Annotated in this window: 14 protein-coding genes; 6 read left to right on the top strand and 8 right to left on the bottom strand. The window is 63.0% G+C overall.

Annotation, left to right across the window (positions count from 1 at the left end; all coding sequences use genetic code 11):
* Window positions 1-96 precede the first annotated feature (96 nt).
* The 3 genes from NDI89_RS18195 to NDI89_RS18185 all read left to right on the top strand — a co-directional run bounded on the left by NDI89_RS18195 (window position 97) and on the right by NDI89_RS18185 (window position 3722).
* A complete protein-coding gene (locus NDI89_RS18195) occupies window positions 97-1704 on the top strand; it encodes a class I adenylate-forming enzyme family protein (protein ID WP_277523574.1) in 1608 nt (535 codons plus the stop codon).
* 3 nt (window positions 1705-1707) lie between these two features.
* The gene (locus NDI89_RS18190; RefSeq protein WP_277523572.1) at window positions 1708-2646 is read left to right on the top strand and encodes a D-2-hydroxyacid dehydrogenase; all 939 of its coding nucleotides are present in this window, start codon (window positions 1708-1710) and stop codon (window positions 2644-2646) included.
* An 86-nt stretch (window positions 2647-2732) separates the two neighbouring features.
* Window positions 2733-3722 carry a TIGR03617 family F420-dependent LLM class oxidoreductase gene (locus NDI89_RS18185; protein ID WP_277523570.1) on the top strand — a complete coding sequence of 330 codons (990 nt, stop codon included), beginning with the start codon at window positions 2733-2735 and terminating at the stop codon, window positions 3720-3722.
* On the opposite strand, the gene NDI89_RS18180 is transcribed toward NDI89_RS18185, so the two are convergent.
* Both NDI89_RS18180 and NDI89_RS18175 read right to left on the bottom strand, forming a co-directional pair.
* Window positions 3695-4693: an MBL fold metallo-hydrolase gene (locus tag NDI89_RS18180; protein ID WP_277523567.1), complete on the bottom strand. Its 999-nt coding sequence runs from the start codon at window positions 4691-4693 to the stop codon at window positions 3695-3697. The two genes, NDI89_RS18185 and NDI89_RS18180, sit on opposite strands and share 28 nt — an antisense overlap.
* 9 nt (window positions 4694-4702) lie before the next feature.
* Complete coding sequence (locus tag NDI89_RS18175) at window positions 4703-5899, bottom strand: acyl-CoA dehydrogenase family protein (protein WP_277523565.1); 1197 nt, start codon at window positions 5897-5899, stop codon at window positions 4703-4705.
* A 194-nt stretch (window positions 5900-6093) separates the two neighbouring features.
* Here NDI89_RS18175 and NDI89_RS18170 point away from each other — a divergent pair, with 194 nt between their 5' ends.
* The gene (locus NDI89_RS18170) at window positions 6094-6867 is read left to right on the top strand and encodes an IclR family transcriptional regulator (RefSeq protein ID WP_277523563.1); all 774 of its coding nucleotides are present in this window, start codon (window positions 6094-6096) and stop codon (window positions 6865-6867) included.
* Between the two features lie 551 nt (window positions 6868-7418).
* Here NDI89_RS18170 and NDI89_RS18165 read toward each other — a convergent pair.
* Window positions 7419-8792: an MATE family efflux transporter gene (locus tag NDI89_RS18165; protein ID WP_277523561.1), complete on the bottom strand. Its 1374-nt coding sequence runs from the start codon at window positions 8790-8792 to the stop codon at window positions 7419-7421.
* A gap of 216 nt (window positions 8793-9008) precedes the next feature.
* Between NDI89_RS18165 and NDI89_RS18160 the strand changes: the two genes are divergently transcribed.
* Both NDI89_RS18160 and NDI89_RS18155 read left to right on the top strand, forming a co-directional pair.
* Window positions 9009-9770, top strand: a complete 762-nt coding sequence (locus NDI89_RS18160) for an SDR family NAD(P)-dependent oxidoreductase (protein ID WP_277523559.1) — start codon at window positions 9009-9011, stop codon at window positions 9768-9770.
* Between the two features lie 212 nt (window positions 9771-9982).
* A complete protein-coding gene (locus tag NDI89_RS18155; RefSeq protein WP_277523556.1) occupies window positions 9983-10759 on the top strand; it encodes an SDR family NAD(P)-dependent oxidoreductase in 777 nt (258 codons plus the stop codon).
* A 20-nt stretch (window positions 10760-10779) separates the two neighbouring features.
* Here NDI89_RS18155 and NDI89_RS18150 read toward each other — a convergent pair whose 3' ends face one another.
* The 5 genes from NDI89_RS18150 to NDI89_RS18130 form a co-directional block, all read right to left on the bottom strand.
* Window positions 10780-11751, bottom strand: coding sequence for a succinylglutamate desuccinylase/aspartoacylase family protein (locus NDI89_RS18150; RefSeq protein WP_277523554.1), 972 nt, complete (start codon window positions 11749-11751; stop codon window positions 10780-10782).
* A 512-nt stretch (window positions 11752-12263) separates the two neighbouring features.
* Complete coding sequence (locus tag NDI89_RS18145) at window positions 12264-12608, bottom strand: MarR family transcriptional regulator (protein ID WP_277523552.1); 345 nt, start codon at window positions 12606-12608, stop codon at window positions 12264-12266.
* 410 nt (window positions 12609-13018) lie between these two features.
* Window positions 13019-13183 (bottom strand): hypothetical protein, encoded by a 165-nt coding sequence (locus NDI89_RS18140; RefSeq protein WP_277523550.1) that lies wholly within the window; start codon window positions 13181-13183, stop codon window positions 13019-13021.
* Between the two features lie 63 nt (window positions 13184-13246).
* Entirely contained in the window at window positions 13247-13798 is a 552-nt protein-coding gene (locus NDI89_RS18135) for a hypothetical protein (RefSeq protein WP_277523548.1), read from the bottom strand.
* Between the two features lie 118 nt (window positions 13799-13916).
* Window positions 13917-14096, bottom strand: coding sequence for a hypothetical protein (locus tag NDI89_RS18130; RefSeq protein WP_277523546.1), 180 nt, complete (start codon window positions 14094-14096; stop codon window positions 13917-13919).
* Window positions 14097-14100 lie beyond the last annotated feature (4 nt).

Below are 14100 nucleotides of genomic sequence, written 5' to 3'. Positions count from 1 at the left end.
CGACGGTCGCGACGGCCGCCTGCCCGCTCGAGTCCGACGCCGGCTCGCCACCGAACGAAAGGTACTATTTTATATCGTACCGTGATATCGTGGCCCATGGATTTGGCACGCGTTACCGACAGTGCGAGAGAAGGGAACGTCGCGAAGTTACACGACGAAACGGCGCGCCACCACGGTGATGCCCAGGCGATCGAGTACCACGGTCGAACCCTGACCCACGACGAACTGCAGGCCGAAAGCTCGCGGTTCGCCGGCGGTCTGGCCGATCTCGGAATCGAACCCGGCGACGTCGTGTTGCAGTACCTCCCGAACTGCCCGCCCTACCTGATCGGCGCGCTCGGTGCGTTCAAGGCGGGCGCGATCGTCTCGCCGGTCAATCCACAGTACCGCAAGCGAGAGCTGACCTACCAGCTCGAGGACACCGAAGCGACGGCGGTGCTCACCCACGAGGCGCTGGAGCCGTTCCTCGAGGAGGCGCTCGCGGAAATCGATTGGGACCCGATCGTCATCTCGGTCGGGACGGAGGCCGACGGCGACGAGAACGACGTCCACGCCTTCGAGGACGTCCGGGGGGAGGAGACGTTCGTCGAACGAGCCGACGACGACGTCGCGCTGTTGCCCTACACCTCCGGAACGACGGGCAAGCCCAAGGGCGTCCAGCTCACTCACCGTAACTTCCGCGCGCAGACGTTCTCAGTGCTCTCTCAAGAGGGTGCGATCGACGACGAGGACGTCCGCAGCCTCGTCTGGCTCCCCCTGTACCACATCACCGGCTTCACTCACACCGCGTGGCAGCCGCTGGTCCGCGGCGGGAGCGTCTACCTGCGGAGCGCGGCCAACTGGGACGGCGACGCCGCGATGGAGCTGATCGAGGCGGAGGGGATCACCCACTACGTCGGCGTCACCGCGATGTACGTCGACATGATCAACAGCGAGGCGTTCGGCGAATACGACCTCACCAGCCTCGAGTCCGCCGGCGAGGGCGGTGCGAAGATGTCCGTCGCCGTGCAAGAGGAGTTCGAGGCGGTCGCCGGCGTCGACATGGCGGAGGGGTACGGGCTGACCGAAACGAACGGCGCGACCCACTCCCAGAGCGGCTCGACGTTCGGGCTCCGGCACGGCACCATCGGCCAGCCGACCCGGATGACCGAGGCCAAGATCGTCGACTCGAGCGGCGAGACGGTCCCCGTCGGGGAGGAGGGCGAGCTCCTCGTCCGCGGCCCGCAGGTCATGAAGGGCTACCACGGGATGCCCGAGGCGACCGAGCGAGCCTTTACCGAAGGCGGTTGGTTCCGCACCGGTGACATCGCCCGGCGCGACGCGGACAACTACTACGAGATCGTCGACCGGAAGAAGCACATGATCAACTCCGCCGGCTACAACATCTACCCCAGCGAACTCGAGGAGCTCCTCGCCGAACACGAGGCCGTCGCCGAGGGCGCGGTTGTGGGCATCCCCGACGAGCGGCGCAACGAGGTGCCGAAGGCCTACGTCGTCACCGGACCGGGCGTCGAACCCGGAGTGGACGTCACGAGGGAGGAGATCAAGGACTTCTTCCTCGACAACGTCGCCTCCTACAAGCACCCCCGCGAGGTCGAGTTCATCGACGAACTCCCGCGAACGACGTCCGGGAAGATACAGAAGTACAAGCTCGAGGGCGGGGACGAAGGGAGCACCGAGCGCGACGAGTCGGGGGACGAGTAGCGCGTGACGGTCGTCGTCACTCCCTACGTCCTCGCGGGCGGCGGACCGATCGTCACCGAGGAAATCCGCGCGCGGCGGCCGGACATCGACCTCGAGCACGCCGAGAGCGAGGGCGAGTTCGCGGAACTCGTCGCCGACGCGGACGTCCTCGTCACCCATCGGCTTCCCGAGGGCGTGCCCGAGGCGGCCGCCGACCTCGAGTGGATCCAGGCGCTCAGCGCGGGCACGGACTTCTACGACTACGACGCGCTGACCGACCGCGGGGTCGCGCTGACGACCGTCTCGGGGATTCACGCGAAACCGATCGGGCAGCAGGTGCTGGGCTACCTGCTGCACTTCGAGCGGCGCTTCGATCGCGCGGTCGCCCAGCAGCAACGGCGGGAGTGGAAGCGGTACACGGGCGGCGAACTCGGGGATCGAACGGTCGGCATCGTCGGCGTCGGCGCGATCGGCTCGCAGGTCGCCGACTACTGCCGGCCGTTCGACCCCCGCGTGATCGGGACCAAACGCGATCCGACCGACGCGCCCGACGCCGTCGACGAGATCTACGGGCCGGACGGCCTCGAGACCGTCCTGACGGAGAGCGACTATCTCGTGCTCGCCTGTCCGCTGACCGACGAGACGCGGGGGCTGATCGACGCGGACGCCCTCGCGACCCTGCGCGACGACGCGATTCTCGTCAATATCGCCCGCGGCGCGGTCGTCGATCAGCCCGCGCTGGTCGACGCGCTCGAGGCCGACGAACTCGGCGGCGCCGCGCTGGACGTCTTCGAGGAGGAGCCTCTGCCGGAGGAGTCGCCGCTCTGGGACCGCGGGGACGTGCTCGTGACGCCGCACGTGGCCGGAAGCACGCCCCACTACTGGGAGCGGTGTGCCGACGTCTTCGTCCGGAACTACGAGCGGTTTCGCGAGGGCGAGGCCCTCGAGAACCGCGTCGTCTGAGCGGGTGGGTCGCGCTCGCGTTCTATCCGCGACCCCGCTGCCCAACGCGTCCATAGATTGAAGGGTTCTCTCGTCGACCACCGTGTATGTCAGACCTTCGCATTGACGCCATGGTACCGGGACTGTCGGGCGACGCCGGCCGCGCCGCCGCACGCGCCGAAGAGCTCGGTTTCGACGGCGTCTGGACGCCCGAAACCGACAACGACGCGTTCCTCCCGCATCCGCTGATCGCGGATCGGACCGACGAGATCCAACAGGGAACGCGCATCGCGCTCGCCTTCACTCGCAGTCCGATGGCGCTCGCCTACACCGCCTGGGATCTCGCACGATACACGGACGGTCGGTTCGTGCTCGGCCTCGGCACGCAGGTCAAAGGCCACAACGAGCGCCGCTTTAGCGTCGACTGGGAGTCGCCGGGACCGCGGCTGCGCGAGGTCGTCGAGTCGCTCCGGCACATCTTCGACGTGTTTCAGGGGGACGCCGAACTCGACTACGAGGGCGACCACTACTCGTTCTCGCTCATGACCGAGACGTTCGATCCCGGACCGATCGATCACCCCGACGTCCCGATCTACATCGCTGGCGTCAACGAGTACAACATCCGGCTCGCCGGCGAGCTCTGCGACGGATTGGCGATGCACCCGTTCAACACGCCCGGCTACACCGACGCGGTCGTCGCCCCGACCGTCGCCGAGGGGGCCGATCGCGGCGATCGCTCGCTCGAGGACGTCGCCCTCTCCGCGAGCCCGTTCGTCGTGACGGGAGAGACGGACGAAGAGCGCGAGCGATCGCGGGAAGAGGTACGCCGGCGCATCGCCTTCTACGGGAGCACGCGCACCTACCACGACGTGCTCGAGCACCACGGCTGGCGTTCCGTCGGCGAGGAGTTACACGACCTCTCGAACGAACAGCGCTGGGACGACATGGCCGACCTGATCACCGACGAGATGCTGTCGACGTTCGCGATCGAAGCGCCGCCGGAGGAACTGCTCGCGGCGGCCCGGGAGACCTACGGCGGCATCGCGGACCGCGTCGTCCTCCCCCTCGATCACGGCGAGGCCTTCCTGAACGAGTAGTAGCGGACGCCGTCGCGGTCCTCGTACTCGACTCGCCCCCGTTCCTCGAGCGTGCCGAGCGCGCCCAGCGTGTCGAGCAACTGCGCCGGATGTCTCGTCTCGCCGACGCGGTGGCGCGTGAGTTCCGTGGGCGGTGCGGGACCGACGGCCGTCACCGCCTCGAGGACCTCCCCGGTGAGCGTCTCGAGCGACGACCGAGTCGTCTCGATGGCTCCGCGGTAATCGGTGAAGACCGGGCCGTGGCCGGGGAAGACGCGGTGGAAATCGCGTTCCTCGAGTCGGTCCATCGCGCGGTGGAAGGCCTCGACGGCGTCGTAGGCCCCGTAATCGATGCCGACGTGGATCGCGCCGGGTCGGAACGATTCGATGAGCGCGTCGCCGCTGAACAGGACGCGCTCGCCGTTCAGGTCCGTTGCCACGCTCGCGTGGTGAATCTGGTGGCCGGGCGTGTGAATCGGTTCGAATTCGCGACCCGCGACTGAAAACGGCTCGTCGAACTCGAAGGGGACCGCCGCTTCGGGTGCGAGCAAGCGCCGATTGCGTCGCAGGGACGATTGGGCCTGTTCGACTGCACGATCGATCGCCTCGCCGTGGTAGCCCGTCGAGCGACCGATCTCGCGAACGCCCGCGGCGAGGTCGTCGGGGTCTCGCTCGAGTTGCTCGAGGACCGGCCGCGGCGCGTACACCGCGGCCCCGGCCTCGCGCAGGAGCGGTACCTGCCCGATGTGGTCGCTGTGAGGGTGGGTGACGACGACCGCCTCGATATCGGCCGGGTCGTACCCGCTCGCAGCGAGTCCCTCGCGGATCGTCGTTTCGGCGCGGTCCCCCGGATCGCCGGTGTCGATCAGGATCGGCGCGGGTTCCTCGATCAGGTACGCGGCGGCGTGTTTCGGTGGCCACTCGATGTCGAAGTCCAGCCGGGAGACCTGCGAGCCGACTGCGACGGGGTCCCGTTGCGTCGAGTCGTCCATCGTGGACGATCAGATGAGTTCGCGGGCGATCGTCCGTTTCATGATCTCGTCCGTCCCCTCGAAGATCCGGAACACGCGAGCCGATCGATAGTTGCGCTCGATGGGAAGGTCTTTCATGAAGCCGGCACCGCCGTGGACCTGCATCGCGATGTCGGCCGCGTCGTTCGCGAGCTTCGCGCCGCGGAGCTTCGCCATCGACTCCTCCTTGCGGGCCCGCTCGCCCTCGTCCATCTTCCAGGCGGCGTAGCGGTAGAGCTGGCGGACCTGCTCGATGTCCGTCGCGAGTTCGGCCAGCTGGAACGAGATCCCCTGTCGGTGACCGATCGGTTTGTCGAACGTCTCCCGCTCGCGGGCGTACTCGACCGACATATCGAGCAGGAACTGGGCCGTTCCGACGGAGCCGGCGGCGATGTTGATCCGACCGCCGCCGATCCAGTCCATCGCGGACTGGAACCCCTTGTCGACGTCGCCCAGCACCTGTTCTTCGCCGACGCGGCAGTCGTTGAAGTACAGTTCGGAGTGCGTCCCGGGGGTCATCCCCATCGCGCGGTGGATCTTTCCGACCTCGAAGTCGGGGTTGTCCTTGTCGACGAGGAAGCAAGTGATCCCGCCCAGATCACCGTCCTCCCCGCTCGTCCGAGCGAACACCATCGCGAAGTCGGCGTACGGGCCGTTCGTGATGTAACACTTCTGGCCGCTGATCACCCACTCGTCGCCGTCTTTCTCCGCCCGCGTATCCATGTGGTGGGCGTCGCTGCCGTGGCCCGGTTCCGTCAGCGCGAAGCAAGTCGTGATCTCGCCGTCCATCAGCGGCTCGAGGTACTCCTCGCGCTGGCGCTCGTCGCAGTTCAGCAGGATGGGCGTCGGGCCGCCGGCACCGCCGAAAATGGCGCTGGCGAACCCGGGTGGCCGGTTGGCCATGTGCTCGCCGACGATGGCTCGCGTGAGGATGTCGACGTCGCCGCCGCCGACCTCCTCGGGCATCGTCATGCCGTAAAAGCCGGCCTCGACGGACTTCTTCCGGATCTTCTCGACGATATTGCGGTACTCGGGGACCTGTCGGTGCTCGTCGTCGACGATCTCCTTCTCGTAGTCCGCGCCGAGGAACTGATCGTACTCGTTCTCGAGCGGAGCGACCTCCTGATCGATGAAGTCGTCGAGAGCCTTCTTGATCTGCACGGCTTCGGACGGTTCGCTGAAGTCCATAATCCGTCTTACATAACGTCCCACTTAAACGTTACCGTGTGACGAGCTTTCAACCACCACAGAAACGCCCAGGTGCACGATATCCGACGAATAACCGTCGGAAACGGTCGTTCGCGATCCGGATCCATTTTTTCGGTGACGAACGACGTTCAGCAGAGCGGAACAGTTTTAGTTCGTTTCGTTGAACGTGATGTATGGGAACAACAGGCGAGGGCGAAGGGAATCGGATCGAAGCGGTGGTGAAAGCGCTAGACATCCTCGAGGCGCTCTGGCAGGCCGAGGGGGCCGGCGTCACCGAGCTCACCGAGCGGACCGGGCTGGCCAAGAGCACGGTTCACGCCCACCTGACGACGCTGCGGTCGAAAGGGTACGTGGTGCAGGACGGCGACGAATACCGGTTGAGCCTCCGACTGCTCTCCTTCGGCGAACACGTCAAGCACGCCGAGCCGCTGTACGCGGCCTCCGACGCACCCATCGCCGACCTGTCGGAGCGAGTCGGCGAACGAGTGTTCTGTTCGACACACCAGAACGGACTCGGAACGGTGATCAACGTCAGCGAGGGGACCCGCTCGTTCACCAGCGACATCGACGTCGGGACGCACACGTATCTCCACAGCTCCGCCGGCGGCAAGGCGATGCTCGCCCACCTCCCCGAGGAGCGAGTCGACGAGATTATCGACCAGTGGGGACTGCCCGCGTTTACCGACGAGACGATCACCGATCGAGAGGTCCTCTTCGACGAACTCGCGACGATTCGCGACGAGGGAGTCACGTACAACCGCGGAGAGTACCTGCCCGGGATCAGCGCCATCGGCGCACCGATCCTGGGCAACGACGGGACCGTCTTCGGGGCGGTCACCGTCGCCGGACCCCACCATCGTCTCGAGAACGAGTGGGAGGAACACGACCTGCGTACCCAGTTGCTGTCGACGGCGAACACGATCGAAGTGAACATGATGTTCTCGTAGCCGTTCAACCACAGTGAACGCTACTCGAGGCCGTAATCGGGTTACCGACGCAGCGGTGATTCAGTAGCACCGACCGTCCGCAGTCCGATATCGAATTCCTATTACAGCCATATGGTCGTAATTCGATTGGCGCTCGTTGCGATCGGGATGGATGTCTCAGTCGATGCCTCGAGCGCTCGAGCGCGGATCGTGCGGCCGGACTGGTGGTCGATATCTGCGACTAATGTAAAACTTCAGCTATAATACGATAAACGATAATATCGAAATCGCATTGCTCGCGAATCGATCCAGATTCCCGCTTTTTGAGAGGTCAAAACCTCGATTGCACGCTTTTCATGACTCGTAAAGTTTTCTATCTCTTCTCGAGCTCTTCGCGCTCTCTCCCTGTCCTATTTCGGGCACACTATGGCCGGTACTCCGTACAGCGAGAACTATTGAGAACGTTGATGGGAATATGTAATCTACTCGAAAGCTAATCTGAATAGCCAACTATATTAGATGAGATGGGCCGGGGGATACCCATCCAGCGCACGATCGCGATCGAACGGGGGTCAGCCGGTATCGCTCGCGCGCTCGGACATCATCGTCGCCGCCGTATCGGCCCAGTCGCCCCACAGGAATCCCGCCCCCACGACGACCGTCCACCACGCGTAATTGAGGATGATCCCGGCGTACACGCCGGGGAGGCCGTAACCGAACGTGACACCGACGAGATACGAACAGCCGAGCAGAAAGCCGACGGTTCCCGTCAGCCGAGCGTAGAAGGGCGTCCGCGTGTCGCCCGCACCGCGGAGACTCCCCGACAGGGGGAAGAAGAACCCGAACCAGAACATCGAGACGCCGAACACGCGAGTGAAGGTCGCGGCGTACTCGAGGGTGGCCGGATCGTCCGTGAACAGTCCCGCTATCCGGGACGCGTCGACGATCAGGATGCCGCCGGCGAGGCCGAGCGTCAGGACGCTGAGCGCCGTCATCGCCAGTCCGGAAAACCGCGCGTCGTCGGGGCGACCGTCGCCGAGTTCCTGTCCGACGACGATGCTCGCGGCGACGCTGTAGGAGCGGTAGAGCGGGCCGCTGACCTGCTGATAGCTGCGACGACCGATGTGGTAGGCCGCCGTCACGTCAGTCCCGAACGTGAGCAAGAGCGCGTTGAACGGAAAGTTCGCGAGGGACGTGCTCATTCCCTCGGCGACGTTCGGGAGACTCACCGCCACGAGCTGGCGCGTGATCGTGAAACTCCGGGGGCGTCCGAAGGAGAGGTCCGTCCGCTCGGTCGCGATCGCGACCGTGATCGCGCCGCCCTCGACCGTCCGGCTGATCGCCGTCCCCAGCCCGACGCCGACGATGCCCAGTTCGGGGAGGACGCCGAGACCGAGTCCCAACCCGATCGTCGCCGCGATGTTGATAGCGTTCGCGCCCACGTTGACGAGCATCGGCGTTCGCGTATCGCCGGTCCCCTGCAACGACCGCGCGCCGACGAGCCCGACGATACGCATCGGCGCGGCGGCGAGGACCAGCGCAAGGTAGCGCCCACCTATCTCGACGACGTCCGGTTCGGCACCGAGCAGGGCGATCAGCGGCTCCGACAGCGTCAGGCCGACGATCGTCACCGGAATTCCAGCGGCGAATCCGATGAGGAGGGCCTGCGTGATCGCCCGATCGCGGGTCGCCTCCGCACCGCGGCCGGTGTCCTGGCTCGAGAGGGCGATCGCACCGCTCCCGAGTCCGAGTCCGATTCGCAGCGGGACCTGTGCGTAGAGGTCCGCGAGCCCGACGGCGGCGACTGCTGCCGGCGAGAACAGGCCGGTGACGACGAGGTCGACCGTGCGCATCAGCGTATTGAACGTCTGCTGGATCGCGATCGGCCACGAGAGCGACAGCGTCCGCCGCCACACGCTCCGAACGCGGCCACCGAACTCGGCCATATATCGTTCGGCAACGGGCATCCGTCGGATCAACGTATTGGTCCCGGGAGGCAGCTGGGAGGCGTCCGAACGGCTGACCGATCTGCGGGGAGAATCGATCCCCTCCGATGGGGCATTTACCAGCGTTCGCTCGTAACGCTGATTTCGTAAACGACCCCATCGATGAAATCGGAAATTATGAACGAATTTATGTAGGAGCCGGCCGATACCGAATCTATGCGACTCGACAGCAAGACAGTAGTTATCACGGGCGCGGCGTCGGGAATCGGGCAGGCGACGGCCGAACGCTGCGCCGAGGAGGGCGCGCGCGTCATCGTCACGGACATCGATACCGAGGGCGGGCAGGCCGTCGCCGAGGCCATCGAGGAAGACGGCGGCGACGCCGAGTTCCACGAACTCGACGTCACCGACAGCGAGCAGTTCCACGCGGTCGTCGACGCGATCGCCGAGGAGTACGGTCTGGACGTGATGGTCAACAACGCCGGCACCGGCCACCCCGGCGGCAACCTCGAGGACCTGGACGAGGACATCCGGGACTTCGTCATCGACATCAACATCAAGGGCGTCTGGAACGGCTGCGACGCGGCGCTCCCGCACATGAAAGAGCAGGGCTCGGGTTCGATCGTCAACGTCGGCTCGCTGGCGAGCATCCTCGGCCTCCCCAAACAGGCCGCCTACTCGACGACCAAGGCCGCCGTGTTGAACATGACGCGAACCGTCGCCGCCGAAGCGGGCCCCTACGGCGTCCGCGCCAACGCCGTCTGTCCCGGCTTCACCGAGACCCAGATGCTCGAGGGCTACCTCGCACAGCAGGAGGACCCGGAGACGGCCAGAGAGGAGATGGCGGCGGACTACCCGCTCAAGCGGCTCGGGAAACCCGAGGAGATCGCGAACGCGATCCTGTTCCTCGCGAGCGACGAGGCGTCGTTCGTCAGCGGCCACGGACTGGTCGTCGATGGCGCGTTCTCGACCTGCTGATCGCGGTTTCGCTATTCGACGCGACGAGAACCGACGGGCGATCGAGCGCAACCGAACCGTCCTCCGTCGCCGAGCTATAGTCGCCACTGAAAGTCATTGCACACCAGACCGCACGACAGCGTCGCGGCCAGTGTGTGAATCGTTTCAGTTGCCACCGTAGTGTCGACGATCTCGAACGAAGGTTTTTGCCGTGAACCGGTCATGCAGAGGACGTGACTCACGATAACACGGCGATCGTCACGGGTGGCGGTCGCGGAATCGGACGACAGATCTGCCTCGAGTTAGCCAGTCGCGACTTCGATATCGTCATCGCGGATATCGACGACGCGGGGATGAACGAGACGGCGGAACTGGTCGAGGACGAGGGCCAGGTCGGCCGGCCGCTGCACACCGACCTCAGTGACGTAGCCACCATCGAGTCGACAGTCGACGCAGCCGTCGAGGAGTTCGAGACGGTCGACGTGCTGGTGAACAACGCGGGGATAGCCGGGCCGACGGCGCCCTGTGAGGACGTCGAGACCGACGACTGGGACGCGACGATGGCGGTCAACCTGACCGGGCCGTTCGCGATGTGTCGGTCGGTACTGCCGCACATGAAAGCCGACGGCTACGGTCGAATCGTCAACGTCGCATCTGTCACCGGCAAGCGGCCGCTCGCCAACCGAACACCGTATGCGACGTCGAAAATGGGATTGATCGGCTTTACCCGTACGCTCGCCGCTGAAGTGGGCGCACACGATATCAACGTCAACGCGATCTGCCCAGGGTCGGTCGACGGCCCGCGTATCCGGCGCGTCTTCGAGCGGCAGGCCGAGGCGACGGACCGGACGTCCGAGGCGGTACGCGGTGATGCACAGGCGGACAGTCCCCGGGGCGAGCTCGTCCAGCGCGAGGACGTCGCCGGGCTCGTCGGATTCCTCTGTTCGGATCAGGCGGACCGGATCACCGGCCAGGACATCAACGTCTCGGCCGGCAAGGTAATGTACTGACTACCGGGACGACACGCGAATTACGACTCGCGAACCTCCGCCACGCTCGCGAGTCGATCCCCCGCCGTCACGGTCGCCTCGCGGGTGAGCGCGTAGAGGACCCCCTCTTGATCGGTGCGAGCCTCCTGGAGCGGTTCGTAAGTCGTCGGATGGTAGATCGTCCCGATCGCTGCGCCCGCCGCGATCGAGTCCCCGACCTCGAGCGACGGGTTCGGTCGAAAGAGCCCGGAGTCGGCGGCCGTGACCTGCCCGAGATGGTTTCTCGCGACGGTCCGATCGCGGTCCGGGACATCGCCGGGAAGCAGATCGAGATACCGGCAGACGTCGAGGAGGCCGTCGACGCCGGCGGTGACGACTTCCTCGAGGATCTGTTTGTTGTGGGCGAGTTCGGGCGTGATCGACGGAATTCCGTCTTCGGCGGCGGCGACGCGGAGTTTGCCCGCGAACCCCCGGCGGTGCCACTCGTCGGTGGCGTCTTCGTGGGCCCGCTCGGCGAGTAAGAGGTCGGTCCCGAACGCGTCGGCGAGGGCCCGCGAGCGCTCGTCGCCCTCGCGGTAGACGACGTGGAGGAGCATGTCGGGGCTGCCCGTGTGGAGGTCGACGAGGGCGTCGGCGGCCGCGACGTACTCCCAGAGCCGGGCGGCCATGCGCTGGTGGAGGGTCCCCTCGTCGTCGCCCGGCCAGATCCGGTTCATGTTGGGATTGACGCTGTCGAGTTGCTCCGGCGTCGTGTAGGAGACGCGATCGAAGGTCAGCGGGTTCGCGACCGGGACGGCGATCACGGTTCCCGACAGCGACTCGAGCGGTAGCTGGTCGTGAAACCGTCGGAGGACCTCCGTCCCGTTGACTTCGCGACCGTGCTGGGCGGCCTGCACGTACAGCGTCGGTCCGGGTTCGTCGCCGCGGTAGGTGTGGACCGTGGTCGTCAGTTCCACGCCCGACGGCAGCCGGGCGAGGGCCACCTGCTCCGCCGTATGCGTGCCGTCGCTCATGGACGGTCGTTCCACGTCCGGCGGTATGTAGCTGCGGCCGACTGTTGTCGACCCGGTGGGGTACTGTTACGAAACACAGCCACGGGGCAGATCAATAGTGAACGTATTCGGAAAGCTGCGCCGTCGCCTCGTCGACGATACCGGTCTCGAGTCGACCCTGATAGCTCTCGATCAGGTCCGCATCGATCGAGTTCACCGACCACGGCATGATCGAACTCGAGCGAGGTGCCCCACCCTCTTCCCAGTCCGACTCGGCCAGCGGGATCCGGTCTTCGTACCACCTTCGAGTAGTGAGGGAGAGCGCGATGTACTACTCCCCGTGAAACGGCGTTTTTTCGTGACCGACGATCAACAACGGACGACCGCTCAGGTCCCGGTCGTGAGTGACAGTCCAATATACTGCTCACCGTGAAACGGCGTCTTCGATTGGCTAATGATGAGGAACGGACGTTCCGACGGACTGTCTTTAAATGGATCCGAACCCCCCACGATGTCTCCTCGATCGGACTCCATTACTTTTCCTCAGCAGCGTGGTTCTTCCAATTTTCCGGATCCTCTTCGCCGCACCGCTCGTCCAGCTTCTGCATCATCTGGTGGTTTCTGTAGGCATCGCGAACGCGATCCATGTCCCCGATCGCCCAGTAGTCCCCCTTGTGACGGACGAGGTCTCTGTCCTCGAGTCGTCGGAGAACAGTCCCGACTGAATTGCGCTTGACCCCAGCACCATCGGCGATCTCTGCAGGGGTGAACGCTGCGTCGTTGTTCCGAGCCAGGAACTGAACTACCTTTTCACCGTTCGTTGGTTCACTCAACTCCACATCGCTTGATTCATCGAACTTCTCGATGTCGATCGGCATGGATGTATCTACTGTATCCAACGTCAAAAGTATTCGATTGTAAGCGTGTAAGTCAGAAAGACACCCCCACAGAGCCCAGAAGATTTATACAACTTACCGTATTCCCCATATTTATAATAATATAACTAGAATAATCTTGTATGGAACGTCCCATCCGTCGTCGACTTGATGCACTTATTGCTCTTCTATCATGCCTGCTCGGCATAGCCATTACATTTATGTACTTCAGCGAACGTATTAATATACTATTTATCATGTTTTCATTTTTCACTGCAGTAGTTATCGGAGTGGTTACATTGGCATACGCAGAGGGATAAATTCTATTATCCAACAATAATAAATATAGGTTAGCGTCTAAACATCAACGAAAAATAATACACAGACTATTCTATCAGATTGGCCTTCGTAATTCAGATGTTATAATCGTCAGAGTGAGCTCTTTTCGGCTTATCCCATTTCTTCGTAGTTATATCAACGCTAATTGACATCGCACCGTCATCACCGAAGCTGAAGCCTGTAACCTCACCCCCAACCCAGGTATGCTGGTAGTTAACGATGATTGCACGCTCGTCCACTGGGTTCGTCGGATCTAACTCAACTGAAGCCCAACCCCAATACAAGTGATCATCTCCATTCGCTTAGTCCATATAGGCGTCAGTGTCGGAGAACTTCCAGACAACATCATTAAACGATGAATCCCAATACGACGCATATTCGGTACTATCCCAAGTGTCCCATTCTATATCATAATCCGAGTGTTCCCATCCTATCCCGATGACGTCTTCCGGTTCCTTCGGTGCATCGTCCCAGTCGTTCCATGCGTCGTCGAGATCTCGATAGACATCCCAGTCAGCGTCAGCAAATGTTGTGTCCTCTTCGTCATCCGTCCAAACACTTGCTTCAAGCTCTAAGTTTGGAGGTTCAGCGTGTTGGATAGAAACATCGCCAGTTGATTCAGTATATTCATGGTTCACCGTATTTTGTTGAGATTTTTTGAACCCATGATTCAACAGGTACTCTTCAAAGAGATTGGTTTCTCCTGTTTCTTCTCGAATTTCCAGAGCATCATTGTATATTTCTCGGGAAGATCGTTCTGAAGCTGCAGCCTGACCAACAATCCCTGTTGTTGCTGCAGTGGCTCCAAGAGCCGACAATACGTTTCTCCGCCCAATGAGATTGTTTTCTCTCATCTACACAACTCTATTATTTTTACACATTATTTAATTCTTCCACTAAAAGCAATTTTTGGACATGGTCAGTGAATATTATATATGGTTGTTGGTGAAGACACGTGAAACGTGGTGTGTTCTACGAGAACTGGTTGAGAGTCGTCTTCTGCGTGAGGGACTCGAGCCGACGGATGTCTTTCAGAGCGTCACTGACGATCTCGCTGTCGACCGCGATCTCGTACTTGTGTTGCTTCCCACCACGGCGACCTTTGTTTTCTTCTCTAACGTTGAGGAATCCCTTGAGTTGGAGTTTGCTCAACTTA

Source organism: Natrinema salsiterrestre (assembly GCF_029502005.1).
GTDB lineage: Archaea > Halobacteriota > Halobacteria > Halobacteriales > Natrialbaceae > Natrinema > Natrinema salsiterrestre.
This window is presented reverse-complemented; position numbering and strand designations above follow the sequence as displayed.

Excerpts from the sequence above, each read along its gene's own strand:
- NDI89_RS18195 (WP_277523574.1), top strand. The coding sequence starts at position 97 with ATGGATTTGGCACGCGTTACCGACAGTGCGAGAGAAGGGAACGTCGCG.
- NDI89_RS18185 (WP_277523570.1), top strand. The coding sequence starts at position 2,733 with ATGTCAGACCTTCGCATTGACGCCATGGTACCGGGACTGTCGGGCGAC.
- NDI89_RS18180 (WP_277523567.1), bottom strand. The coding sequence starts at position 4,693 with ATGGACGACTCGACGCAACGGGACCCCGTCGCAGTCGGCTCGCAGGTC.
- NDI89_RS18175 (WP_277523565.1), bottom strand. The coding sequence starts at position 5,899 with ATGGACTTCAGCGAACCGTCCGAAGCCGTGCAGATCAAGAAGGCTCTC.
- NDI89_RS18170 (WP_277523563.1), top strand. The coding sequence starts at position 6,094 with ATGGGAACAACAGGCGAGGGCGAAGGGAATCGGATCGAAGCGGTGGTG.
- NDI89_RS18165 (WP_277523561.1), bottom strand. The coding sequence starts at position 8,792 with ATGGCCGAGTTCGGTGGCCGCGTTCGGAGCGTGTGGCGGCGGACGCTG.
- NDI89_RS18160 (WP_277523559.1), top strand. The coding sequence starts at position 9,009 with ATGCGACTCGACAGCAAGACAGTAGTTATCACGGGCGCGGCGTCGGGA.
- NDI89_RS18150 (WP_277523554.1), bottom strand. The coding sequence starts at position 11,751 with ATGAGCGACGGCACGCATACGGCGGAGCAGGTGGCCCTCGCCCGGCTG.
- NDI89_RS18145 (WP_277523552.1), bottom strand. The coding sequence starts at position 12,608 with ATGCCGATCGACATCGAGAAGTTCGATGAATCAAGCGATGTGGAGTTG.
- NDI89_RS18135 (WP_277523548.1), bottom strand. The coding sequence starts at position 13,798 with ATGAGAGAAAACAATCTCATTGGGCGGAGAAACGTATTGTCGGCTCTT.